The organism is Enterobacter sp. 940_PEND (assembly GCF_001059415.1).
GTDB classification, from domain to species: Bacteria; Pseudomonadota; Gammaproteobacteria; order Enterobacterales; family Enterobacteriaceae; genus Enterobacter; species Enterobacter cloacae_M.
Window position 1 is genome coordinate 37,313 of sequence record NZ_JUMS01000042.1, and the last position, 24,536, is coordinate 61,848.

The following is a 24,536-nucleotide window of genomic DNA, read 5'->3' on the forward strand; positions in this document are numbered from 1 at the left end:
GCAGATCAAACCTAAAAACCTTAAAAATTATGCGTCTGGTTTTATCGTCCTTTTTTGCTCTCGGTCTGTTTAGCAGCCTGGCCTTTGCCGCGCCCGGGCTAACTCCGCAGCCTGATATTCGTGACAGCGGCTTCGTCTATTGCGTAAGCGGCCAGGTGGACACCTTCAACCCGCAAAAAGCGGGCAGCGGCCTGATCGTGGATACCCTGGCCGCGCAGCTTTACGACCGTCTGCTTGATGTTGATCCGTACACCTACCGTCTGGTGCCTGAGCTTGCGGAAAGCTGGGAAGTGCTGGATAACGGCGCAACCTACCGTTTTCATCTGCGCGATGACGTCGCATTTCAGCGCACGCCGTGGTTTACCCCCACGCGCAAGCTGAACGCAGATGACGTGGTCTTTACCTTCCAGCGCATCTTTAACCGCAACCACCCGTGGCATAACGTTAACGGCAGCAACTTCCCCTATTTCGACAGCCTGCAGTTTGCCGACACCGTCAAGAGCGTGCGCAAGCTGGACAACCGCACGGTTGAATTTACGCTGACGCGCCCGGATGCCTCCTTCCTCTGGCACCTGGCGACCCACTATGCGTCAGTCATGTCCGCTGAATACGCGGCGAACCTGACAAAAAAAGATCGTCAGGAGTTGCTCGATCGTCAGCCGGTTGGCACCGGTCCGTTCCAGCTCGCCGAATACCGCGCCGGGCAATATATTCGTCTGCAGCGTCATGAGCATTTCTGGCGCGGCACTCCGCTGATGCCGCAGGTGGTGGTCGATCTCGGTTCAGGTGGGACAGGACGTCTGTCAAAACTGCTCACCGGGGAGTGCGACGTGCTCGCCTGGCCCGCGGCCAGCCAGCTCACCATTTTGCGTGACGATCCGCGCCTGCGCCTGACGTTACGTCCCGGCATGAATATCGCCTATCTGGCCTTTAACACGGATAAGCCGCCGTTGAATAACCCTGCCGTACGTCACGCTCTGGCGCTGGCGATTAACAACCAGCGTTTAATGCAGTCGATCTACTACGGCACGGCGGAAACCGCCGCCTCAATTTTACCGCGCGCCTCGTGGGCCTATGACGGTGAAGCTAAAATTACGGAATACAATCCGGCAAAAGCGCGTGAACAGCTGAAGGCGCTGGGGGCGGAAAACCTCACGCTGCAGCTTTGGGTGCCAACCAGCTCCCAGGCGTGGAACCCGAGCCCGCTCAAGACCGCCGAACTGCTGCAGGCAGATATGGCGCAGGTGGGCGTCAAAGTGATCATCGTACCGGTTGAGGGCCGTTTCCAGGAGGCGCGCCTGATGGACATGAATCATGATTTAACCCTGACCGGCTGGGCGACCGACAGTAACGATCCGGACAGCTTCTTCCGGCCGCTGTTAAGCTGTGCGGCGATAAATTCGCAGACCAACTACGCCCACTGGTGTAACCGGGAGTTTGACGCCGTGCTGCAAAAAGCGCTGGCTTCCCAGCAGCTGGCCTCGCGCATTGACGCCTATGATGAAGCGCAGAAGATCCTTGCCCAGGAACTCCCGGTGCTGCCGCTGGCCTCTTCCCTGCGCCTTCAGGCCTATCGTTATGATATTAAAGGCCTGGTGCTGAGCCCGTTCGGCAACGCCTCGTTCGCCGGCGTGTCGCGTGAAAAAGAACAAGAGGTAAAAAAACCATGATTATTTTTACCTTACGTCGGCTCCTTTTGCTGCTGGTGACGCTCTTTTTCCTGAACTTTGTCGGCTTCAGCCTGAGCTATTTCACGCCCCACGCCCCGCTCCAGGGGTCGTCGCTGTGGGATGCCTGGCTGTTCTGGTTTAACGGGCTGCTGCACTGGGATTTCGGCGTGTCCAGCATTAACGGGCAGCTGATTTCCCAGCAGCTGAAAGAGGTATTCCCGGCCACGATGGAGCTGTGCATTCTGGCCTTCGGCTTTGCTCTGATGGTCGGGATCCCCGTGGGCATGCTGGCCGGGATCTATCGCAATAAATGGCAGGATAAGTTTATCAGCGCCCTCGCCCTGTTCGGTTTCTCCATCCCGGTATTTTGGCTGGCGCTGCTGCTGACGCTGTTCTTCTCGTTGACGATGGGCTGGCTGCCGGTTTCGGGCCGCTTTGACCTGCTCTATACGGTTAAAACGGTGACGGGTTTTGCCATCATTGACGCGTGGCTGTCCGATTCGGTGTGGCGCCATGAGATGATCGTCAGCGCCGTGCGCCATATGGTATTGCCGGTGCTGACGCTGGCGGTTGCGCCAACCACCGAAGTGATCCGCCTGATGCGCCTGAGCACCATTGAGGTATTTGACCAGAACTACGTCAAAGCCGCGGCCACGCGCGGGCTGTCGCGCCTGACCATACTGCGCCGCAACGTCCTGCACAACGCGCTGCCGCCGGTAATTCCGCGTCTGGGATTACAGTTTTCCACCATGCTGACGCTGGCCATGATCACCGAGATGGTCTTTAGCTGGCCGGGCCTGGGGCGATGGCTGATTAACGCCATCCGCCAGCAGGACTACGCCGCTATTTCTGCCGGCGTGATGGTGATTGGTTCGCTGGTGATTATTGTTAACGTGTTGTCCGATATTCTGGGTGCCATGGCTAACCCATTGAAGCATAAGGAATGGTATGCCTTACGATAGCGTATACAGTGAAAAGCGCACGCCCGGCGTGCTGCGTACCGTGTGGCGTAAGTTCTACGGTGACACCACGGCTATGATCGGCCTTTACGGCTGCGCCGGCCTGGTGTTGCTTTGCGTCTTTGGCTCGTGGTTTGCGCCGTACGGCATCGACCAGCAGTTCCTTGGCTATCAGCTGCTGCCACCGTCCTGGTCGCGCTACGGTGAAGTCTCTTTCTTCCTGGGAACGGACGACCTCGGACGTGACGTGTTGAGCCGCCTGCTGAGCGGTGCAGCCCCGACGGTGGGCGGCGCATTTATGGTGACGCTCGCGGCTACGATCTGCGGGCTGGCGCTCGGTATTTTTGCGGGATCCACCCATGGCCTGCGTTCGGCGGTGCTTAACCACATTCTGGATACCCTGCTGTCGATTCCGTCCCTGCTGCTGGCGATCATCGTTGTTGCCTTTGCCGGTCCGCACCTGTCGCACGCCATGTTCGCCGTCTGGCTGGCTATCCTGCCCCGCATCGTGCGCTCGGTTTACAGCATGGTGCATGATGAACTCGAAAAAGAGTACGTCGTTGCCGCGCGTCTGGACGGCGCGACGACCTTCAACATTCTGTGGTTTGCCGTACTGCCCAACATCGCCGCCGGGCTGGTCACAGAGATCACCCGCGCCCTGTCGATGGCGATCCTGGACATCGCGGCGCTCGGCTTCCTCGATCTCGGTGCACAGCTGCCGTCGCCCGAATGGGGTGCGATGCTCGGCGACGCGCTGGAGTTAATTTACGTGGCGCCGTGGACGGTCATGCTGCCGGGTGCGGCCATTATGGTGAGCGTGCTGCTTATCAACCTGCTGGGCGACGGTATTCGCCGTGCAATTAACGCGGGGGTGCAATAATGCCGCTTCTTGATATTCGCAACCTCACCATCGAATTCAAAACCGGTGAAGGCTGGGTTAAAGCCGTCGATCGCATCAGTATCACCCTCGCGGAGGGTGAAATTCGCGGGCTGGTGGGGGAATCCGGCTCGGGAAAAAGTCTGATTGCCAAAGCTATATGCGGCGTGGCGAAAGACAACTGGCGCGTGACGGCAGACCGTATGCGTTTTGACGATATCGATCTGCTGCGCCTCTCCCCCCGCGAGCGGCGTAAGCTGGTCGGGCATAACGTCTCGATGATTTTCCAGGAGCCGCAGTCCTGTCTCGATCCGTCCGAACGCGTGGGTAAACAGCTCATGCAGAACATTCCCGGCTGGACCTATAAAGGCCGCTGGTGGCAACGCGTTGGCTGGCGCAAGCGCCGCGCCATCGAGCTTTTACACCGCGTCGGGATCAAAGATCACAAAGATGCGATGCGCAGCTTCCCTTATGAGCTGACCGACGGCGAATGTCAGAAAGTGATGATTGCTATCGCGCTGGCAAATCAGCCGCGCTTGCTGATTGCGGATGAGCCCACCAACGCGATGGAACCCACCACGCAGGCGCAAATTTTCCGCCTGCTGTCGCGTCTCAACCAGAATAACAACACCACCATTTTGCTGATCAGCCATGACCTGCAAATGCTCAGCAAATGGGCGGATAAAATTGACGTGATGTACTGCGGACAAACGGTCGAAACCGCGCCGAGTGAAGATCTGATCACCGCGCCGCACCACCCGTATACGCAGGCGCTTATTCGCGCCATTCCAGATTTTGGCAGCGCGATGCCGCATAAGAGTCGCCTGAATACCCTGCCGGGGGCGATTCCGCTGCTGGAATCCCTGCCGATAGGCTGTCGTCTGGGGCCACGGTGCCCCTATGCTCAGCGTAAATGTATCGAGACGCCACGCCTGACCGGGGCCAAAAATCATCTATACGCCTGTCATTTCCCGCTGAACATGGAGAGAGAGTGAAATGGTCGAAACCTTACTGGAAGTCCGCAACCTGAGTAAGACCTTTCGCTACCGCACGGGGCTGTTTCATCGTCAAACTGTCGACGCGGTGAAGCCGCTGAGCTTTACGCTGCGTGAAAAACAGACCCTGGCGATCATCGGCGAGAACGGTTCCGGGAAATCCACCCTGGCGAAAATGCTCGCTGGCATGGTTGAACCGACTGCAGGCGAAGTGCTGATTGACGATCATCCTCTGACGTTTGGCGACTACTCTTTCCGCAGCCAGCGCATCCGCATGATCTTCCAGGATCCGTCTACCTCGCTTAACCCGCGCCAGCGCATTTCGCAGATCCTCGATTTTCCGCTGCGTCTGAACACCGACCTGGAGCCAGAGGCGCGCCGTAAGCGCGTATTTGAAACCCTGCGTATGGTTGGGCTGTTGCCCGATCACGAAAGCTACTACCCGCATATGCTGGCACCAGGCCAGAAACAGCGTCTGGGTCTGGCGCGTGCGTTGATTTTGCGGCCAAAAGTGATCATTGCGGATGAAGCGCTTGCCTCGCTGGATATGTCGATGCGCTCGCAGCTAATTAACCTGATGCTGGAATTGCAGGAAAAACAGGGGATCTCGTATATCTACGTCACCCAGCATCTGGGAATGATGAAGCACATCAGCGATCAGGTGATGGTCATGCACCAGGGTGAAGTGGTAGAGCGCGGCAGCACCGCGGATGTGATGGCCTCTCCGCTTCATGAACTGACAAAACGGCTGATTGCCGGTCATTTCGGTGAAGCATTAACCGCCGATGCGTGGAGAAAGGACCGCTAAGCGCGACGCTTCACAAAAACTACCCCATTAAATTAAGGATTAAATAGTCTGCGTGCGCTATTTAATCCTTTAATTTTCGTCTCCATCCCTGCTCCATATTTTAAGCAATATCATTCAACAGTTCTTCTCCAGAATATCCGGACATTACGGAGGAGAAGAAATGAACACCGCCACTTACGTTTTAAAATACACAGAGTATCTCATCAGAAAATGCCGCTCATTTTTAGTGACGGACCTGCATTTTCATACCGTGAGGCTTAAAAAATCAACCGGGGAAACTCCTGACATTAACTCGCCCACGACGTTGAGTGAAAAAATATGTCATCGTCTGGTCTATGACCATAATAAATTCTACACGATGCTTGCGGATAAACTCGCCGTTCGGGCATACGTTTCCTCCAGAACAACGCGCGTGAAAACGGTGCCATTAATTGGCGTTTATACCCGGCCGTCGCAGATTGATTTTTCAATTCTTCCTGACAAATTCGTCCTTAAGTGCAACCATGACAGCGGCAGCACAATAATATGTACAAACAAAGCGCAATTTAATGAAAAAGAAGCGTGTAAAAAGCTGAGCCTCGCGTTAAAGAAAAATCTTTACTACACCACGCGCGAATGGCAGTACAAAAACATTACGCCGAGCATACTTTGCGAGCCGTTTGTCGATCTCTTCGACGATGCTGACAGAAACACAACGCCCGAAATGCTGAGGATCCACTGTTTTCATGGCGTTGCCCACTATGTAGAAGCAGATTTTACGGATGATAACGGCAAAGGGTTTATCAACGTTTATGACAGGCAGTGGAACTTACAACCCTTCCGGATGGAATATCCGAATACTTCAGCAACGCCTGGCGAACCGCTCTTGTTCCGTCAGGCACTGTTGGCCTCCCAGGAGCTGGCGGATGGAATTGACTACTGCCGCGTTGACCTTATGCTAAAAAAAGATGAAATCTATTTCAGCGAAATAACCTTAAGCCCGAGACGCGGTAAACTGACGATTACCCCGCAGGAATGGGATGCTAAGTTAGGAAAAATATGGCATTTATCGCCGGCAGGCAGATTTGACCTTCCGCTGAAGCTCACGAGTCGGGCCAGGTGAGCTTAAATATCGAGTGGTTTTGCGTCGATAAGGTATAGGAAACATCGCCACCATGAGCCAGCATGATGGCTTTTACCACCGACAAGCCCAAGCCACAGCCTTCCGGGTTCACATGTCTGGCGCCATTATCGCGCTGAAAGGGCTGAAACAGGAAATCATGAAACTCTCTGGGGATGCCCGGTCCCCCGTCCTGAATAAGGATATAATTGCCTTTATCAGAAACGCCATTTTTCACGATGAGCGTGCGCGAGGTTGAATAGTGTAAGGCATTATCAAATAAAACGGTCAGACACTGATTGATGCGTAATGGATCGAATACGCACTGCTGCTCCCTCAGGTCTGTATTGACGGTAAACGCCTTACGGATGAACTCGGGCATGAACGTATCGAGTGCGTTCTGTATTGTCCCTTTTAGATCCGTTCTTGACTGGCATAACGTGTATCCCGCCCCGCCATCCGAACTGACAACCCGGAGATCTTCAATCAGGCGGGTTAACCCTTCCGTCTGTTTGAGAAGATTATTAAACAGCACCGGGTCCGGGGTAAAAACGCCGTCAACCAACCCCTGAAGCCGTCCGCGTAAGATCGTGACCGGGGTTCTCAGCTCATGCGCGATAGCGGCATTCCAGGATTTCCTCTGAATATCCAGCGTCTGTAATTTTTCCGCCATTTCATTGAAATCCGTCACCAGGTGATTGATCTCACCCAGCCGGGAACTGGCGCAAAATGCCCTGGCGTCCAGATCGCCCTGAGAAATCTTTTTCAGGCTGGACGCTACCGCGTTTAGCGGGGTGAGTATCCGCGATGAAAGTTTGACCGTGAAAAAGAGGGCAATAATCATACTGATCGTAGTCGCGGTCCCAATCCATGCCCAGTCCCACATCGTCATCTGCTCGTCATCGCCCGCTGCAGGGCCGCCCGGGAGGTGATCCAGAATAAAGGAGTAAAAAAACCAGGAGCCGAGTATGGCGATGGCAATGATCGTAAACGTCAGCAACAGCATATACGTTAAGATCTGACGACTCAGGACAGACTCTTTGTTCATTTCTTTTCCCCAAGCCGGTAACCCATGCCTCTGATGCTCTCGGGAACACCGTAAAGGCCGGCAAGCTCCAGTTTTTTACGCAACTTGCTCATGTGGCTGTCGACCGTTCTGTCGAGCGTATCCCCTTCCGGCAGACACGCGTTGAGTAGCTCTTCGCGTGAGCAGACCTTTCGCGGATATCTCACCAGGTATGTGAGCAATTTAAATTCGGTCGTCGTTAATACCGGGGAGACAACCTCTGCCCCCACGGTGACTTCCACGTAGAAGTCATCCGGGTAGACCGTAATAAATGGCGTTCTGAGCGGCTGGGAACCCGCCTGCTGAAGCGCGGGTTTTGTCCTGCGCAGCACCGCCTCAACCCGGGCGACGACTTCAGAAGGGTTGAAGGGTTTGATCACGTAATCATCCGCGCCCAGCCTCAGCCCCATGAGCTTATCGACATCCTGATCGAGAGCGGAAACCATAATGACGGGGACAGCGCTTTCCTGACGAAGCGTGGTAAGTACGCTCCAGCCGTCACATACGGGCAGGTGAATGTCCAGCAATATGAGATCCGGTTTATTGAGGCGATTGAGCGTTATGGCCTGCTCGCCCTGCCTGGCTCTGAGCGTTTTCATTCCCGAACGCTCTAAGTAGCTCATCAGTATATCGGCGATTTCGTCTTCATCTTCAACAATAAGGATCAGCGTATTTTTGTGCATTTTATCTCCGTGGGTGAAATCCCTTTGAGCACGCTATCAGATATCTTTAGCACAATAAGACACAGCCTCCGCGAAAAAGTGCCGTGGTCACGAAAATTTCCCGGTTGATTTAAATGCCCGGTTATTTCTCCACACAGCCTACACATTCAGTCAATAAAGACTCGACAATGTCCGCGCATAATCGCTATTGAGGCATAGTCCTTTGTGCATTGCGCGTTGCAAATTACCACTGTTTCTTAAAGATTTTATGAAGTTGGCTGAAATAATGAACATGGAACTTTCTAAATATTTCTCTCCTAAAAAACTGGGTATATATTCCCTGTTCCTGCTGCTGTCGTGGGGATTACTTTATACCTGGCTGGTACTGGTGCACAGAATGGATGAAAAAGTCGCCTCGACGCTACTCTCTTCACCCATTATCTATGGCTGCATCGCATTATCGGTGGTCTCTCTGATGATCCAAAATAAAGCCGGCGCGTTGACTGAGCTACTCGTCGTCGCCTTCTGGCTGATGATGATTTTTGTCTATCTCATTATTACGTTCACCGTACTGTTAAACGCGATGCCCGATATCGAAGATCTGATCTTTTACTACGAGTGTTATTTGATCATTTTTTTTGGCGGAGCACCGCTGTACCTCATTATGAGAATGATTTGAGCCGCTGCTCCACACGTCCTCCATAAACCGCCCATGTCCGCTAAACAGGCGCGCGGTAGAGTCTCTACCTCACTCTTTCACACAAAAATAACTCACTGAAAAGTCTGACATGACTTACCCATAATGATGAACCGTAATAATAATTTTCGTTCTTCTGAACCTGCCGGTATGATGCGCTCGCTTAAAAAACTCGCGATACGGCACCGAAAAAAACTGGCTGTCACTTTCTTCCTGGTGGTGGCCGAAAACGTGACGTTTTTACTTTATCCCGTTCTGGCTGGCATCGCGATAAATGCCATCCTCGCCGGTGAAACGCTTAACGCCGCGCTGTATGGCCTGATGGTGCTTTGCATGTGGTTCATCGGTGCGGCCAGACGAAGCGTAGACACGCGCACGTTTGCACGCATTTATGCCGGACTCGCGGTTTCCGTCGTCCTGGCACAGCGCAAATACCAGCTTAACCATTCGGCGATCGCCGCCAGGGTAACGCTCTCGCGCGAATATGTGGATTTCTTTGAAATGCACCTTCCCCTGCTTATTACCTCGCTGAGCTCACTTTTTGGTGCCGCAATCATGTTGCTGTTTATTGAATTTTGGGCCGGCGTCATGTGCTTTGCGATTGTATTTATCCTGCTCGGATTTGTCTCAGGATATGCCCGTAAAAATGAATGGCTGTTCATGCGCCTGAATAATCGGCTGGAAAAAGAAGTGGATTATGTCCACAAGGCGGGCACGGCCACGCTTCACCGACATTACTCCACGCTGGCGCGTTTACGTATCGCATTATCTGACCGCGAGGCGTGGGGCTATTTGTGGGTTGGCGTGCTTGTTGCCGCGCTTTTTACGCTGACCATCGTCTGGATGACGCGCTCAACCGGCATCACCGCCGGACATATTTACTCGGTGATGACCTATATGTGGATGTTCGCAACGAGCCTCGATGACGCGCCGCAGCTTCTTGAGAAATTTTCGCAGCTCAGGGATATCGGCAAGCGCGTATCCACTGATGATGAAATTCACGTAACCGGACGTTAATTTAATGCCGCATTTTTTTATTGAACGCCCCGTTTTCGCCTGGGTAGTAGCGCTTTTTATCGTTCTGGCAGGACTCCTGTCTATTCCCCGTTTACCGGTTGCGCAGTATCCGGCGGTAGCACCGCCTGGAATCATTATTTCCGTCAGTTATCCGGGGGCCAGTCCCGATATCATGAACACGTCGGTGGTATCGTTAATCGAGCGCGAAATCTCTGGCGTAGATAATTTGCTCTACTTTGAATCATCCAGTGACACAACCGGTTCGGCATCGATTACCGTCACGTTTAAGCCGGGCACGGACATCAAGCTGGCGCAGATGGATCTGCAAAATCAGATTAAGAACGTCGAGCCTCGTCTACCTCAGGCGGTAAGGCAAAACGGGATTAACGTCGAGGCCGCTAACTCTGGCTTTTTAATGATGGTGGGGCTTAAGTCCGCGACGGGTCAATTTGAGGAAGCCGATTTAAGCGACTATTTTGCCAGAAACGTCAGTGACGAGCTTCGTCGCGTGCCCGGCGTAGGGAAAGTTCAGCTGTTTGGCGGCGAAAAAGCGCTGCGCATCTGGTTGGATCCCATGAAGCTCCACGGCTACGGGCTTTCGGTAAGCGATGTTCTTACCGCCGTTGGCCAGCAAAATGCCCTGGTTTCGCCCGGCAAAACGGGAGATGAGCCCGCCTCTGCAGGACAAGGGGTGACGTATCCCATCACCGTGAAGGGACAGCTCTCCTCGGTAGAGGCGTTCAGGAATATCACCCTGAAATCTGACGCATCCGGCGCCCGCCTGAAACTGTCCGACATTGCGCGGATTGAATCTGGTCTGCAAAGCTACGCTTTTGGTATCCGCGAAAATGGCGTGCCCGCAACGGCGGCGGCAATCCAGCTCTCGCCTGGCGCCAACGCAATGAGTACGGCTTCCGGCGTACGGGCGCGCATCGACGAACTTTCCCGGGTGTTACCCGAAGGAATGGCGTTTACGATCCCCTTCGATACCGCGCCGTTTGTGAAACTTTCTATCATGAAGGTTGTTCAGACATTTGTGGAAGCGATGGTCCTGGTCTTCCTGGTTATGCTGCTGTTTCTGCACAAGATACGCTGTACGCTTATCCCGGCGATTGTTGCGCCCGTCGCCCTTCTTGGCACCTTCACCGTGATGCTGTTGAGCGGCTACTCCATCAATATTCTGACGATGTTCGGCATGGTGCTGGCGATAGGGATTATCGTTGATGATGCCATTGTGGTCGTAGAAAACGTCGAACGTCTGATGGAGGAAAAAAGCCTGTCCCCGCGTGACGCCACGCGGCAAGCCATGCAGGAAATCACCCCGGCGATTATTGGCATCACGCTGGTGCTGACCGCCGTCTTTATCCCCATGGGGTTTGCTGAAGGATCCGTCGGGATTATCTACCGACAATTTTGTATTTCCATGGCGGTCTCCATACTGCTGTCCGCGTTTCTTGCCCTGACGCTGACGCCTGCCCTGTGCGCAACGTTACTCAAGCCGCATAAGGCAGGAAAGAGCGGAGGCGGAAGGTTCGCGGTCGGGTTTAACGTGCGCTTTCGTTCGCTCACCGCCTGTTACGAAGCCGGGCTGGGTGCCGTTCTGAAGCGAACCGGGCGTATGCTGCTCCTGTACGCTGCGCTTTGTGCAGCGCTGTTTCTGGGATTGTCTTCGCTACCGTCGTCTTTTCTGCCGGACGAAGATCAGGGCTACTTTATGTCCTCAATCCAGCTGCCTTCTGATGCCACGATGCAGCGCACCCTCAACGTGGTTAAAAAATTTGAAGAGGAAATTGCGGCCCGGCCGGATATTGAAAGCAACATTATGATCCTGGGCTTTGGATTTTCAGGTTCAGGGCCAAACTCGGCTATGGCCTTCACCACGCTGAAGGACTGGAAAGATCGGCAGGGCTCGACGGCCCAGGGGGAAGCCGACCGGATACAGGCCAGCATGGCGAACGTCTCTGATGCCGTCACGATGAGCCTCCTCCCGCCGGCCATTTCGGATATGGGCACCTCGTCGGGCTTCACCTGGTACGTGCAGGACAGAGCGGGACTTGGCTACGAGGCGTTAAAGCGCGCTGCCGACGCGCTGGTCCTGCAGGCCAACCAGCGCCCTGAACTGAGTGACGTGTATATAGACGGTCTGCCGGAAGGAACAAACCTTGCGCTCCAGGTGGACAGAGAAAAGACGGAAGCAATGGGCGTCTCGTTTGATGAAATCAACCAGACGCTCTCCGTCACCCTGGGCTCAAATTACGTTAATGACTATACGAACAACGGCCGCGGTCAGCAGGTGATTATTCAGGGCGATGCGCCCTACCGAATGCAGCCTGAGCAGATACTGACATTATCAGTGAAAAACCGGATGGGGCAGATGGTGCCGGTATCAACGTTTGCCACGCTTTCCTGGCACGTTGCGCCGCAGCAGTTGACGCGTTATCAGGGATATTCGGCTATTCGCATTACCGGAAATGCGGCGCCGGGAGAGTCCAGCGGCACCGCAATGAAGGTTATGGAGAGTTTGTCCAGAGATTTACCTCAGGGCATGGCGGGCGAGTGGGCCGGGAGCTCATTGCAGGAGAGAAAATCGGAATCTCAGCTTCCGGGCCTTATCGTCCTGTCGATACTGGTCGTGTTTATGGTGCTGGCCGCCCTGTATGAGAGCTGGTCTATTCCATTTGCGGTCATGCTGGTCGTTCCGCTGGGCCTTATCGGCGCGGTGATAGCGGTGTCCGTTGCCGACATGACGAATGACGTTTTCTTCAAGGTCGGCCTGATTACGCTTATCGGCCTGTCAGCCAAAAACGCCATTCTGATTGTTGAATTTGCGAGGCAGCTCCATCGCCAGGGGCAGCCCCTGCTGGCGGCAACCATTCATGCCGCCGGCCAGCGCCTGCGCCCTATTCTGATGACGTCGTTAGCCTTCACCTTAGGGGTTGTTCCGTTGATGCTGGCCCATGGGGCGAGCGACAGTACGCAGCATGCCATCGGTACCGGCGTATTTGGCGGGATGATTAGCGGTACGCTTCTCGCCATTTTCTTCGTACCGGTTTTCTTTATCGTCATCGCGCGCTTCATCGACAACCTCAGGAAAGCGTGAATACCCTTGCGGGATCGCGCTTCCTCGCTGGTTGGATGAGGCGAAGCTGTTGCCGGGTGATATACTGGACGAATGCTGAAATTTTGAGCCCCCGCGAGTCCGCGGCGCATTCTTCGGAGCAGGCGTCTTCGGAGAACAGCGAGAAATATCGTGACACAAGGGGCTGTGAGTGGGCTATAATTTCGAGCTAATTTCGAATGATTTTGAAATACTGCCTGTAACGCTATGAATTACAAGGCAAAATTAGCAATGAATATAAGGATTAAAGCTATGGGTTTTCTTTCCGGTAAGCGCATTCTGGTGACTGGCGTTGCCAGCAAACTGTCCATCGCATACGGCATCGCACAGGCAATGCATCGCGAAGGCGCTGAGCTGGCGTTCACCTACCAGAACGACAAGCTGAAAGGCCGTGTTGAAGAGTTTGCCGCGCAGCTGGGTTCCAGCATCGTTCTGGAATGTGACGTTGCACAAGACGAAAGCATCGACGGCATGTTTGCTGAACTGGCAAAAGCATGGCCGAAATTCGACGGTTTCGTTCACTCCATTGGCTTCGCTCCTGGCGACCAGCTGGACGGCGACTACGTGAACGCGGTTACCCGTGATGGCTTCAAAATCGCTCACGACATCAGCTCCTACAGCTTCGTTGCGATGGCGAAATCCTGCCGCGCGATGCTGAACCCGGGCGCAGCCCTGCTGACTCTGTCCTACCTGGGCGCTGAGCGTGCTATCCCTAACTACAACGTTATGGGCCTGGCGAAAGCCTCTCTGGAAGCCAACGTACGCTACATGGCGAACGCAATGGGTCCTGAAGGCGTGCGCGTTAACGCCATCTCTGCAGGTCCTATCCGCACCCTGGCAGCTTCCGGTATTAAAGATTTCCGTAAAATGCTGGCACACTGCGAAGCGGTTACCCCGATTCGTCGTACCGTTACCATTGAAGATGTGGGTAACTCTGCAGCATTCCTGTGCTCTGACCTTTCCGCTGGTATCTCCGGCGAAGTAGTTCACGTTGACGGCGGCTTCAACATCGCTGCAATGAACGAGCTGGAAATTAAATAAGCTGTGACTCTCTTCCCGCACGGGAAGAGAGTTTCTCCCCCGCACCGCCCCTTCGTTATTCCGTTCTGCTATTTGTTATCACCTAACAATATTTTTCCCTTTATCTGCCTTACGCCAGGATATTGATCGCCATTTTGAGATCAAGGAACGCACATGGAACAACGCCGTTTTTCCGGCAAAGGCCACTGGTATCACGAGACCCAGTCGAACCACGCGCAGACAGATGTTCTGCCTCTGGTGCCCGAAGCCGCTAACGTCGACGATCGTTTTTTGCTCGATTTAGCCCTGCCTGATGAGATTGTCGCCGCCTGTTCTGGCTGGCTTACCCCTGCCAGAGCCTTGTGCCACCAGCTGTTTCCGCTCTCGATTCCCGTGAACCGCCTGCATACGCTCAGCACCTACGATCGGCTCAGCACCGCGCTAACGGTCGCCCAGGCCTGTGGCGTTCAGCGGCTTTGTAACCATTACGCCGCCCTCCTCGCCCCGCTTCCCGGCCCGGACTCCTCGCGTGAAAGCAACCGACGTCTGGCGCAAATTACGCAGTATGCCCGCCAGCTCGCCAGCTCCCCTGATGTCATTGATGATAAAGCGCAGAACCAGCTTGATGAGGTTGGCCTGTCAATATATGACATTGTGGTGATTAACCAGATTATCGGGTTTATTGGTTTTCAGGCGCGCGTGGTCGCGGTTTTTCAGGCGCTGTTAGGACACCCCGTTCGCTGGTTGCCAGGCCATCATATTCAGCCGCACACGCTGCCCGCGAGCCACGCCGCCTGGGTGCCGCTGTTGCCCGTCGTCGAGCTGCGCTATGCGAGTGCGCATCAGCTTGAGTCGCTGTCCCGCTGGCAGGCAGAACCCGCGCTGGAGGCACTGACGCCGGTCCTTTGCCACGAGCCGTCGCTGCTCGACCTGACCGGAGAAATCCTGTTAAACACCCGCGAAGCGATCCCGCTGACGTCCCCCGCACTTTCGGCGGCGGTCGAACTGCTGACGCGCTCTCCGGACCGCTTCAGCGCCGCGCAGTTTACCCCTCTCACGGATCAAGGACTCCACGGTGAACATGCCATCATGCTGCTTACCCGGAGCGCGTTTGATGGCTGGCTCAATCGTTTGAAAGTCGCGTTTGGTAAAGAGGAATAACCATACTAATTACCCAAAGAGCGCTTGCTGAGACAGTGAGAATCGCGTAAAACTGTCAGCCGCTCAATGGCTACGAAAATAGAACATTATGTTTCAGGACAACCCGCTGCTAGCGCAGCTTAAACAGCAACTGCATTCCCAGACGCCGCGTGCAGAAGGGGTCGTAAAAGCCACGGAAAAAGGCTTTGGCTTCCTTGAGGTTGACGCGCAGAAAAGCTACTTCATTCCGCCTCCGCAGATGAAGAAAGTGATGCATGGCGATCGCGTCATGGCCGTCATTCATACCGAGAAGGACCGCGAGTCTGCCGAGCCGGAAGAACTGATCGAACCGTTCCTGACCCGTTTTGTGGGTAAGGTGCAGAGAAAAGACGATCGTCTTGCTATCGTGCCGGATCATCCCCTGCTGAAAGATGCCATTCCCTGCCGCGCCGCCCGTGGCGTTGAGCATGATTTTAAAGAAGGTGACTGGGCCGTAGCAGAAATGCGTCGTCATCCCCTGAAAGGCGATCGCGGTTTTTATGCTGAGCTGACCCAGTTCATCACCTTTGGCGCCGACCATTTCGTGCCATGGTGGGTCACGCTGGCACGCCATAATCTTGAAAAAGAAGCGCCGAACGGCGTAGCGACCGAGATGCAGGACGAAGGTCTGACGCGCCGCGATCTCACCGCACTGGAGTTTGTCACCATCGACAGCGCCAGCACGGAAGATATGGATGACGCGCTGTACGCTGAAGAAGGCGCCGATGGCAAACTCCATCTGACAGTCGCCATTGCCGATCCAACCGCCTGGATTGCCGAAGGCAGCAAGCTGGATGACGCCGCGAAAATCCGTGCGTTCACCAACTATCTGCCGGGCTTCAACATTCCGATGCTGCCGCGCGAATTGTCAGACGATCTCTGCTCGCTGCGTCCAAATGAAGTGCGCCCGGTCCTTGCCTGCCGCATGACTATCGCCGCAGATGGCGCGATTGAAGACGATATCGAGTTCTTTGCCGCCACCATCGAATCGAAAGCCAAGCTGGCCTACGATAACGTCTCCGACTGGCTTGAAAATACCGGTAGCTGGAAACCTGAATCAGACGCCATTGCCGCGCAAATCCGTCTGCTGCATCGCATCTGCCTCAACCGCGGCGAGTGGCGTAAAACCCATGCGCTGGTGTTCAAAGACCGCCCGGACTATCGCTTTGTTCTGGGCGAGAAAGGAGAAGTGCTGGACATCGTGGCCGAACCGCGACGCATTGCGAACCGCATCGTTGAAGAGGCGATGATTTCCGCCAACATCTGCGCCGCACGCGTGCTGCGCGACAAGCTGGGCTTTGGCATTTACAACGTCCACACCGGTTTTGATCCGGCGAATACCGAAGCGCTGGCGGCCCTGCTGAAGACTCACGATGTGCACGTTGATCCGGAAGAAGTGCTGACGCTGCCGGGCTTCTGCAAGCTTCGCCGAGAACTGGACGCTCAGCCGTCGGGTTTCCTGGACAGCCGCATTCGTCGCTTCCAGTCCTTCGCGGAAATCAGCACCGAGCCTGGCCCGCACTTTGGCCTTGGCCTCGAAGCTTACGCCACCTGGACATCGCCGATCCGTAAGTATGGCGATATGGTTAACCATCGTCTGCTGAAAGCGATTATCAAAGGTGAAACCATTGCCCGTCCTCAGGAGGACACCACGCTGCAGATGGCCGATCGTCGCCGCCTGAACCGCATGGCGGAACGTGACGTTGGAGACTGGCTGTACGCACGCTTCCTGCAGGATAAAGCCGGTACGGATACCCGTTTCGCCGCAGAGATCATTGATATCAGCCGCGGAGGTATGCGCGTCCGCCTGGTCGATAACGGTGCTGTCGCGTTTATTCCTGCGCCGTTCCTGCATGCGGTTCGTGACGAAATGGTCTATAGCCAGGAAAACGGTACCGTGCAAATTAAAGGTGAAACAGTTTACAAAGTCACCGACGTGATTGACGTTACTATCGCCGAAGTTCGCATGGAAACCCGCAGTATTATCGCGCGCCCTGTCGCCTGATAACCGGTTCAATTGTCGGCCATTTCCTTTCCGGAAGGGCCGACAATTTTTCTTTTTATCCCCGCCACAAAATCATTATTTTTCCTTACTATTTTCAGTATCCCTTCGCCCAAAATCGCCATAATTATCTACAGTAAAAGAGTGTTGTTATATTCGGTTACGTGAATTTCTATACGCTCAGTATCCTTTTTCACCTGGCTCGTTTTATTATAAGAAAGCAGGGAAAAACAACAGGTTCACTTCGGTTTTGCCGCTGTTTCTCAACGGAAAAGTCGACAGCAAATGAATAATTTGTGCGCTAATGAACAGCTGCGGGAGAAAACATGATGGACGATCTGGAGCAGAATTTGCTGTTTCGCTACATGGGGACTCACAGCCCGTGGTGGCGCCTGTCAGCTGACAGCAACGCTCTGCACCTTTCCACCAGCGAAAATGCCGATGTCACTCAGGTCGTGGCGCTGGACGATGAACAGGCCGATCTCATCCGTCATTTAACCGTTATTACCTCCAGCATTTCCATGTCGCTCTCCCTATACGGGGAAGATGTCCCGGTTCATCTTGTGGGCCGTAAAATTACCCGCAACGAGTGGGCAGGCACCGCTTCCGCCTGGAATGATACGCCCTCCGTGGCGCGCGATCTGGCTCAGGGGCTCTCTTTTGCGGAACAGGTTGTCTCCGAGGCCAACTCCGTCATTGTTATCCTCGATCAGCACGGCAATATTCAGCGTTTTAACCGGCTTAGCGAAGAGTACACCGGCCTGAAAGAGCAAGAAGTCATTGGTCAGAACGTATTTAAGCTGTTTATGAGCCGCAGCGAAGCGGCAGCCTCAAAGCGCAATATTACCGGTTTTTTTCGCAACGGCAGCTCCTACGAAGTCGAACGCTGGATCAAAACGCGTAAAGGGCAGCGGCTGTTTCTGTTCAGAAACAAATTCGTTCACAGCGGCAGCGGTAAAAATGAAATTTTCCTCATCTGTTCCGGGACAGATATTACCGAGGAGCGCCGCGCTCAGGAGCGGCTGCGCGTGCTGGCCAATACCGATACCATCACCGGCCTGCCAAACCGCAATGCAATCCACGATCTGATTTCTGACGCCATCGACAACCGCGGCGACACGCAGGTGGGCGTGGTGTATCTCGATCTGGATAACTTTAAAAAGGTCAACGACGCTTACGGGCATATGTTTGGCGACCAGCTGTTGCAGGCCGTCGCCCTCGCCATTTTGAGTTGTCTGGATGAAGAACAGGTGCTGGCGCGTCTTGGCGGCAATGAGTTTATCGTCATGGCCACCAATACCTCTCAGGGCTCTCTGGAGGCGATGGCGTCGCGCATTTTAACCCGTCTGCGCCAGCCGTTCCGAATCGGTCTGATTGAGATTTATACCGGCTGCTCTCTGGGTATCGCCCTCGCCCCGCAGCACGGGAACGACCGGGAAAGCGTTATTCGCAACGCCGATACCGCCATGTACACTGCCAAAGAGAACGGCCGGGGCAAGTTCTGCGTCTTCTCACCCGAGATGAACCAGCGCGTGTTTGAATATCTCTGGCTGGATACCAACCTGCGCAAAGCCCTAGATAACGATCAGCTTCTGATCCACTATCAGCCGAAAATAACCTGGCGCGGAGAAGTCAGAAGCCTTGAAGCGCTGGTCCGCTGGCAATCACCAGAACGCGGCCTGATCCCGCCGCTGGAGTTTATCTCTTATGCCGAGGAGTCGGGGTTGATTGTGCCGCTGGGCCGCTGGGTGATGCTCGACGTGGTTCGCCAGGTGGCAAAATGGCGCGATAAGGGAATAAACCTGCGCGTGGCGGTGAACGTCTCTGCACGCCAGCTGGCCGACCAGACCATCTTCAGCGACTTAAAGCAGGCGCTGAAGGATTTGAATTTTGAATACTGCCCGGTCGACGTTGAGTTGACCGAAAGCTGTCTTATCGAAAATGAAGAGCTGGCGCTGTCCGTGATCCAGCAGTTCAGCCGACTCGGGGCGCAAATTCATCTTGATGATTTTGGCACCGGCTACTCTTCCCTTTCTCAGCTGGCCCGCTTCCCTATCGACGCCATTAAGCTCGATCAATCTTTCGTCAGGGATATTCATAAGCAGTCTATTTCCCAGTCGCTGGTGCGCGCTATCGTCGCGGTGGCGCAGGCGTTAAATCTGCAGGTGATTGCCGAGGGTGTGGAAAATGCAAAAGAAGACGCCTTTCTGACCAAGAACGGCGTCAACGAACGGCAGGGTTTTCTGTTTGCTAAGCCGATGCCCGCTGCCGCATTCGAGCGATGGCTAAAACGATATCAAGCGCGAAATCAACGTTAACTGGCTTTACGCAGGCCCGCCGCGTGATGGCGGTTTTGCAGCGTGACCAGACGCTCCATGTAGGTGATATCTTTCGGCTCCAGGCAGAAAGCGGCATCAACCCAGTCTTCCGTGATGTCCATCAGTTCACTGCGGGGCAATTGCAGAACGCGCGTACGGGCGCGCAGCATCGCCCTTACGCCATTCAGTTTTGGCCGCAGCGTATCGATGAAGGTTCGGGTAGAGACATAGCTTTGTCCCGGTTCAAACAGGACATCCACCAGCCCGTGCTGTTCGTACCATTCAGCCGTATGGGATTCCCCTTTGTAGATGAGTTCCTCCGCCAGCTTCATGCCTGCACGGCGTGCAACCAGGGAATATCCTCCCATACCCGGAAACAGGTTGAAGGCAATTTCAGGGAAACCTAAACGGGCATCGCGCTGAGCCAGGACGAAATGGTGCGCCAGAGCGGCCTCAAACCCGCCCCCTAACGCACTGCCTTCGACCATTGCCAGAGTGATGGCTCCCGTATCAAACCCTCGCGAGGCCGCATGGACGCAGTCAACGCAGGCGCGAGCGTACGCCCGTAACGCTTCCCGACGTCCGTTCTGAATGCACTCGACGAAGAACTGTAAATCACCGCCCGTATTGTACATCTCGGGAACCAGCGATCCGGTTACCCAAAAATCAACCGCAAACCCGGACTGGCGAACCAGCCATGAAAAGTTCATGATCTCCTCTATTAACGCATGGTTAAAGCAAGGACGTGGCTGAGCCCGCAGCATCATCCAGACCGTGTGACGCTCCGCCTCGTAATACCCTGACAGCTGCGTGAACCGTTCAGTATCGGTAAACAGTGTGCAGGTAGGCTGATTGATAACTGTCATAGTCTAATTCCTCTTATAAAAAAGCGCCTTGCGCGCAGTTTTAGACTAATCCACTCATTAAGCCTGCTGCATGAGGGGGAATAAATTTATCACTTACGTTTATGTAATTTAGTTATTGCATTTTTTCCCTTCTCTTTTGATCCTATTTTCTGCATCATTGAAAATATTAACTTTTCGCGCCTGGGGTGAGATTATGTCGACTATTGACGCACAAGCTGTAGCACAACGAATTGATACCGTGCTGGATATCCTGGTGGCGGGCGATTATCACTCTGCTATCCGTAATCTCGAGATCCTGAAGTCTGAACTTCTTGCTCAGAATGGTGCCGACAATGCGCCAGAAAACGGACAGCCAAAAGCGCCGTGGGAAGTTTAATCCCACCGTCTCCGACCTCGTTTCGCTTTATTAAATGGATGCTATGAATTCCCGACAACAACTCATTTTGCAGATGGTCATCGATCAGGGACGCGTAAGCGTAGTCGATCTCGCTAAAACCACTGGCGTGTCTGAAGTCACCATTCGTCAGGATCTTAATCTGCTGGAAAAACAGAGCTACCTTCGTCGCGCGCACGGATATGCTGTCCCGCTGGACAGCGATGACGTTGAGACGCGCATGATGAATAACTACGCGCTCAAACGTGAACTGGCGGAATTTGCCGCGTCCCTGGTGAACAACGGCGAGACCGTTTTTATTGAAAACGGCAGCAGTAATGCCCTGCTGGCGCGCACGCTTGCCGATCAAAAAGACGTTACCATCATCACCGTCAGCAGCTATATCGCGCATTTGCTCAAAGAGACGCGCTGCGAGGTGATTCTGCTGGGCGGTATTTACCAGAAAAAAAGTGAAAGCATGGTTGGCCCGCTGACCCGTCAGTATGTTCAGCAGGTTCATTTCAGCAAGGCCTTTATCGGGATTGACGGCTGGCAGCCTGAGACAGGTTTTACCGGCCGGGATATGATGCGCTCTGACGTCGTGAATGCCGTGCTGGAAAAAGAGTGTGAAGCCATTGTATTGACCGACAGCTCTAAATTTGGCGCCGTTCACCCTTATACGATGGGCCCGGTTTCACGCTTTAGCCGCGTGATTACCGATGAACGGTTGAGCGACGCGCACCGTAATAAACTGGAAGATGACGGGCTGATCGTCAATATTATTAAAACGACCGCCTGAGTTCCCTCCGCGCCCGAATTTCGGGCGCATACGCCCTTCTTTCTCTGAGATGATTCCTGGTACTTCTTTAAGAGTTTTTACCTGTTTAACCTGCATTAAAGTCGTAAAATTAATGTTAGCGATATAACAGGAAGTGACTATCACCTGCGTGATTACGTAACGCCTGCGCGACCAGCTTTCACGGAGAACAGAATTAAGTATTCGATTCGTCTATACTTAACGTGTACATCTTTCCGTGAATCGATAATTCAGGAGAAAGTATTATGACCTTAACCAGCAAAAAATTAGCCGCCGCTGTTCTGGCAATCACTGTAGCAATGTCCCTGAGCGCGTGCTCTAACTGGTCTAAACGTGACCGTAACACCGCTATTGGTGCCGGTGCCGGTGCTCTCGGTGGTGCAGTATTAACGGATGGTAGTACGCTGGGTACATTAGGTGGCGCTGCTGTCGGTGGTATTATCGGTCACCAGGTTGGCAAATAATTATTATCTAAGCCTTCCCCGGTATTGCGATATTTGAACGCATTTCAGGTCTGACATACGCACGTATATAACACGAGCCACGGCATTTGCCGTGGCTCATTTATTTTAGCCGCCTGCCAGTTTGACTTTCATCCCTTTGGCTTCAAGCAGAGATTTTATTAAATCACGCTTATCCCCCTGGATTTCAATAATGCCGTCTTTCACGGCGCCGCCGCAGCCACATTTCTTTTTCAACTCGGCCGCCAGCTTTGCCAGTTCAGCATCATCCAAGTCAATGCCGGAGATAAGGCAAACCCCTTTCCCTTTTCGTCCACTGGTCTGGCGCTGGATCCGAACGATGCCGTCCCCCTTAGGACGTTCCACTTTCGCTTTCGGCTCGTCTATACGCCCGCTGTCGGTTGAATAGACCAGACGGCTGTTGGAATCGGTCATTACGCCCCCTTTTTCAGTGAGGCGTTAATAGCCTTAAGCGTCTCAGCCGGGTTGGCAGACTGCGTTACCGGACGCCCGATGACCATGTAGTCAACGCCAGCAGCCAGCGCCTGCTCAGGCGTCATAATACGGCGCTGATCGCCCACTTCGCTGCCTGCAGGACGGATACCCGGCGTAACCAGTTTAAAATCCTGGCCCAGCGCTGATTTGAAACGTACCGCTTCCTGCGCGGAGCAGACGACGCCATCCAGGCCGCAATGCTGCGTCAGACGCGCGAGACGTTCGGCATGCTCGGCGGGTGACAACGTCACGCCCAGGTCGCGTAGATCGTTTTCGTCCATACTGGTCAGAACGGTGACCGCAATCAGCAACGGTGAATCTTTACCGAACGGCAGGAGCGCCTCACGGGCGGCCGTCATCATTCTTGCCCCACCCGATGCATGGACGTTGACCATCCATACGCCCAGCTCTGCGGCTGCGGCAACGGCGTGCGCCGTGGTATTCGGGATATCATGGAATTTCAGGTCGAGGAAAACGTCAAAGCCGCGCTGCTGCAGATCGCGAACGATTTGCGGTCCAAACAGCGTGAACATCTCTTTGCCAACTTTCAGACGGCAGTCGCGAGGGTCGATGCCGTCGACAAACGCCAGTGCAGCGTCACGCTTATTGTAATCAAGCGCAACAACAACAGGAGAATCCGTAATTACGCGGGAAGTGGAGGATGTAACAGACGTCATGACCAGCCCTTTTCGTCTATGGGCGCGCAGCGGCGCGGAACAGATAAACGGCCAGCATTCTACCTGCCGACGTCGCAAATTGACAGGATCCATTTACGCGCCTGCCAGGCCGACAAACCGCACGGAGTTCAGGATATGGGAAAAAAGATCAGTATGTTGTAACTAAAGTGGAGTGTTTTAAAAAAATTACTGCCCGTCCAGACCACGGATTGGCTTGATGGTGGACCAGGCGCGGCAGGAAGGACAGTGCCAGTAGAGCGTATACGCGGTAAAACCACACTTCTGGCAACGATAGCGCGGCTTGCTGCGCACCTGTTCGCCAACCATGTCGCGCAGCACCATCAGGCTCTCTTTGGCGCGCCCTTCTTCAGCGTCGTTCAGGTGGTAATCCATCAGCTTATGGAACACCCGCATGGTCGGATGGCGCTGCAGCTGACGCGTAATATAAACCTGCGCGGTGTCGCTTCCCTCATACTGCTCAACGACGTCTGAGAGCATCAGTTCAGCGGTGGCACCGGTATTTTCTTCCACGCAGCGACGCAGGAAAGCTACCCACTCTTCCTGCTTGTCCAGCTGTTGATAGCAGGTTTGCAGCATTTCCAGCGTTTCACTGACCAGCTCTTTGTCCTGGTCGATAACCCGCAGCAGGCTTTCAACGGCTTTGGCGTAGTCGCCACTCGCCATAAAGACGCGCCCCATCATGATGGAGATTCGCGCGCTGTTGCGGTCCGCGGCGGCGCCTTTCTTCAGCAGCGCCATGGCTTTATCCATGTCGTCGTTGCCCATCTGCTGAAGAGCCAGCTCACAGTAGAAATGGGCGATCTCAACGCGCTGCTTATCTTTACCCAGCTTCACCAGACGTTCCGCGGTATCAATGGCTTTCTGCCAGTCGCTGGTGGCCTGATAAATCTGCAGGAGCTGCTGCAGCGCGCCGATGCGGAAATCTGTTTCGTCCACCAGCTGCGCGAACATATCTTCTGCGCGATCGTACAAACCTGCGGCCATGTAATCCCGCCCCAGCTGTTGCACCGCAAGGAGACGTTGATCGTAGGTCAGCGAGGCGCTTTCCATCAGGGTCTGGTGAATACGAATGGCACGATCGACCTCGCCGCGCGAGCGGAACAGGTTGCCCAGGGTGAGATGCGCTTCAACCGTCCCCGTATCCTCTTTCAGCATATCGAGGAACAGGTCTACCGCTTTGTCCTGCTGATTGCTCAGAAGGAAGTTCACCCCCGCAACGTAGTCGCGGGAGAGCCGGTTGGCCTCATCCTGTTTTGTTTGTTGCGCACTTCTGCGGCCCATATACCAGCCATAGGCTGCGGCTACAGGCAAAAGCAGAAACAACAACTCCAGCATAGTC

The 24,536-nt window shown here is 54.3% G+C and carries 22 protein-coding genes; 16 read left to right on the forward strand and 6 right to left on the reverse strand.

Annotated features, from left to right (window positions below; all coding sequences use genetic code 11):
- Window positions 1–29 precede the first annotated feature (29 nt).
- The 6 genes from sapA to ADJ24_RS05810 all read left to right on the forward strand — a co-directional run bounded on the left by sapA (window position 30) and on the right by ADJ24_RS05810 (window position 6,411).
- Window positions 30–1,670, forward strand: a complete 1,641-nt coding sequence (sapA, locus tag ADJ24_RS05785; RefSeq protein ID WP_023312048.1) for an ABC transporter substrate-binding protein SapA — start codon at window positions 30–32, stop codon at window positions 1,668–1,670.
- Complete coding sequence (gene sapB, locus ADJ24_RS05790) at window positions 1,667–2,632, forward strand: putrescine export ABC transporter permease SapB (RefSeq protein WP_023312049.1); 966 nt, start codon at window positions 1,667–1,669, stop codon at window positions 2,630–2,632. Before sapA ends, sapB begins: the two co-directional genes overlap by 4 nt.
- Window positions 2,619–3,509: a putrescine export ABC transporter permease SapC gene (gene sapC, locus ADJ24_RS05795; protein WP_023312050.1), complete on the forward strand. Its 891-nt coding sequence runs from the start codon at window positions 2,619–2,621 to the stop codon at window positions 3,507–3,509. The genes sapB and sapC overlap by 14 nt, the downstream gene beginning before the upstream one ends.
- The gene (gene sapD, locus ADJ24_RS05800; RefSeq protein WP_008501228.1) at window positions 3,509–4,501 is read left to right on the forward strand and encodes a putrescine export ABC transporter ATP-binding protein SapD; all 993 of its coding nucleotides are present in this window, start codon (window positions 3,509–3,511) and stop codon (window positions 4,499–4,501) included. Before sapC ends, sapD begins: the two co-directional genes overlap by 1 nt.
- 1 nt (window position 4,502) lies before the next feature.
- Window positions 4,503–5,309: a putrescine export ABC transporter ATP-binding protein SapF gene (gene sapF, locus ADJ24_RS05805; RefSeq protein ID WP_023312051.1), complete on the forward strand. Its 807-nt coding sequence runs from the start codon at window positions 4,503–4,505 to the stop codon at window positions 5,307–5,309.
- Between the two features lie 160 nt (window positions 5,310–5,469).
- Window positions 5,470–6,411 (forward strand): ATP-grasp fold amidoligase family protein, encoded by a 942-nt coding sequence (locus ADJ24_RS05810; RefSeq protein ID WP_023312052.1) that lies wholly within the window; start codon window positions 5,470–5,472, stop codon window positions 6,409–6,411.
- Here the strand turns inward: ADJ24_RS05810 and ADJ24_RS05815 are convergent.
- The gene (locus ADJ24_RS05815) at window positions 6,392–7,456 is read right to left on the reverse strand and encodes an ATP-binding protein (RefSeq protein WP_023312053.1); all 1,065 of its coding nucleotides are present in this window, start codon (window positions 7,454–7,456) and stop codon (window positions 6,392–6,394) included. The genes ADJ24_RS05810 and ADJ24_RS05815 overlap by 20 nt on opposite strands.
- Window positions 7,453–8,157, reverse strand: coding sequence for a response regulator (locus ADJ24_RS05820; protein ID WP_023312054.1), 705 nt, complete (start codon window positions 8,155–8,157; stop codon window positions 7,453–7,455). Before ADJ24_RS05820 ends, ADJ24_RS05815 begins: the two co-directional genes overlap by 4 nt.
- 271 nt (window positions 8,158–8,428) lie before the next feature.
- Between ADJ24_RS05820 and ADJ24_RS05825 the strand changes: the two genes are divergently transcribed.
- The 7 genes from ADJ24_RS05825 (at window position 8,429) to pdeR (ending at window position 19,487) form a co-directional block, all read left to right on the forward strand.
- On the forward strand, window positions 8,429–8,815 hold the full coding sequence (locus ADJ24_RS05825; protein ID WP_032668468.1) for a hypothetical protein: 387 nt from the start codon (window positions 8,429–8,431) through the stop codon (window positions 8,813–8,815).
- Window positions 8,816–8,938: 123 nt separating this feature from the next.
- Window positions 8,939–9,850 (forward strand): ABC transporter six-transmembrane domain-containing protein, encoded by a 912-nt coding sequence (locus ADJ24_RS05830; RefSeq protein ID WP_023312056.1) that lies wholly within the window; start codon window positions 8,939–8,941, stop codon window positions 9,848–9,850.
- A 4-nt stretch (window positions 9,851–9,854) separates the two neighbouring features.
- Entirely contained in the window at window positions 9,855–12,950 is a 3,096-nt protein-coding gene (locus tag ADJ24_RS05835) for a multidrug efflux RND transporter permease subunit (protein ID WP_048702280.1), read from the forward strand.
- Window positions 12,951–13,220: 270 nt separating this feature from the next.
- Window positions 13,221–14,009 carry an enoyl-ACP reductase FabI gene (gene fabI, locus ADJ24_RS05840; protein WP_003856831.1) on the forward strand — a complete coding sequence of 263 codons (789 nt, stop codon included), beginning with the start codon at window positions 13,221–13,223 and terminating at the stop codon, window positions 14,007–14,009.
- A 153-nt stretch (window positions 14,010–14,162) separates the two neighbouring features.
- On the forward strand, window positions 14,163–15,149 hold the full coding sequence (locus ADJ24_RS05845) for a CMD domain-containing protein (protein WP_048702281.1): 987 nt from the start codon (window positions 14,163–14,165) through the stop codon (window positions 15,147–15,149).
- An 88-nt stretch (window positions 15,150–15,237) separates the two neighbouring features.
- Window positions 15,238–17,172, forward strand: coding sequence for an exoribonuclease II (locus tag ADJ24_RS05850; RefSeq protein ID WP_023312059.1), 1,935 nt, complete (start codon window positions 15,238–15,240; stop codon window positions 17,170–17,172).
- A gap of 323 nt (window positions 17,173–17,495) precedes the next feature.
- Window positions 17,496–19,487 (forward strand): cyclic di-GMP phosphodiesterase, encoded by a 1,992-nt coding sequence (pdeR, locus tag ADJ24_RS05855; protein ID WP_023312060.1) that lies wholly within the window; start codon window positions 17,496–17,498, stop codon window positions 19,485–19,487.
- Here pdeR and ADJ24_RS05860 read toward each other — a convergent pair.
- The gene (locus ADJ24_RS05860) at window positions 19,484–20,353 is read right to left on the reverse strand and encodes a crotonase/enoyl-CoA hydratase family protein (protein WP_023312061.1); all 870 of its coding nucleotides are present in this window, start codon (window positions 20,351–20,353) and stop codon (window positions 19,484–19,486) included. The genes pdeR and ADJ24_RS05860 overlap by 4 nt on opposite strands.
- A gap of 193 nt (window positions 20,354–20,546) precedes the next feature.
- On the opposite strand from ADJ24_RS05860, the gene ADJ24_RS05865 reads away from it, so the two are divergent.
- The 3 genes from ADJ24_RS05865 to osmB all read left to right on the forward strand — a co-directional run bounded on the left by ADJ24_RS05865 (window position 20,547) and on the right by osmB (window position 22,007).
- Window positions 20,547–20,729 (forward strand): hypothetical protein, encoded by a 183-nt coding sequence (locus tag ADJ24_RS05865; protein ID WP_029740522.1) that lies wholly within the window; start codon window positions 20,547–20,549, stop codon window positions 20,727–20,729.
- Between the two features lie 43 nt (window positions 20,730–20,772).
- Entirely contained in the window at window positions 20,773–21,525 is a 753-nt protein-coding gene (locus ADJ24_RS05870; RefSeq protein WP_023312063.1) for a DNA-binding transcriptional regulator YciT, read from the forward strand.
- Window positions 21,526–21,788: 263 nt separating this feature from the next.
- The gene (osmB, locus tag ADJ24_RS05875) at window positions 21,789–22,007 is read left to right on the forward strand and encodes an osmotically-inducible lipoprotein OsmB (protein WP_008501216.1); all 219 of its coding nucleotides are present in this window, start codon (window positions 21,789–21,791) and stop codon (window positions 22,005–22,007) included.
- Between the two features lie 105 nt (window positions 22,008–22,112).
- Here the strand turns inward: osmB and yciH are convergent, their stop codons facing one another.
- The 3 genes from yciH to lapB form a co-directional block, all read right to left on the reverse strand.
- Window positions 22,113–22,439, reverse strand: a complete 327-nt coding sequence (gene yciH / locus ADJ24_RS05880; protein WP_023312064.1) for a stress response translation initiation inhibitor YciH — start codon at window positions 22,437–22,439, stop codon at window positions 22,113–22,115.
- Window positions 22,439–23,176, reverse strand: a complete 738-nt coding sequence (pyrF, locus tag ADJ24_RS05885; RefSeq protein WP_023312065.1) for an orotidine-5'-phosphate decarboxylase — start codon at window positions 23,174–23,176, stop codon at window positions 22,439–22,441. Before pyrF ends, yciH begins: the two co-directional genes overlap by 1 nt.
- Window positions 23,177–23,362: 186 nt before the next feature.
- A complete protein-coding gene (gene lapB, locus ADJ24_RS05890; protein ID WP_023312066.1) occupies window positions 23,363–24,532 on the reverse strand; it encodes a lipopolysaccharide assembly protein LapB in 1,170 nt (389 codons plus the stop codon).
- Window positions 24,533–24,536 lie beyond the last annotated feature (4 nt).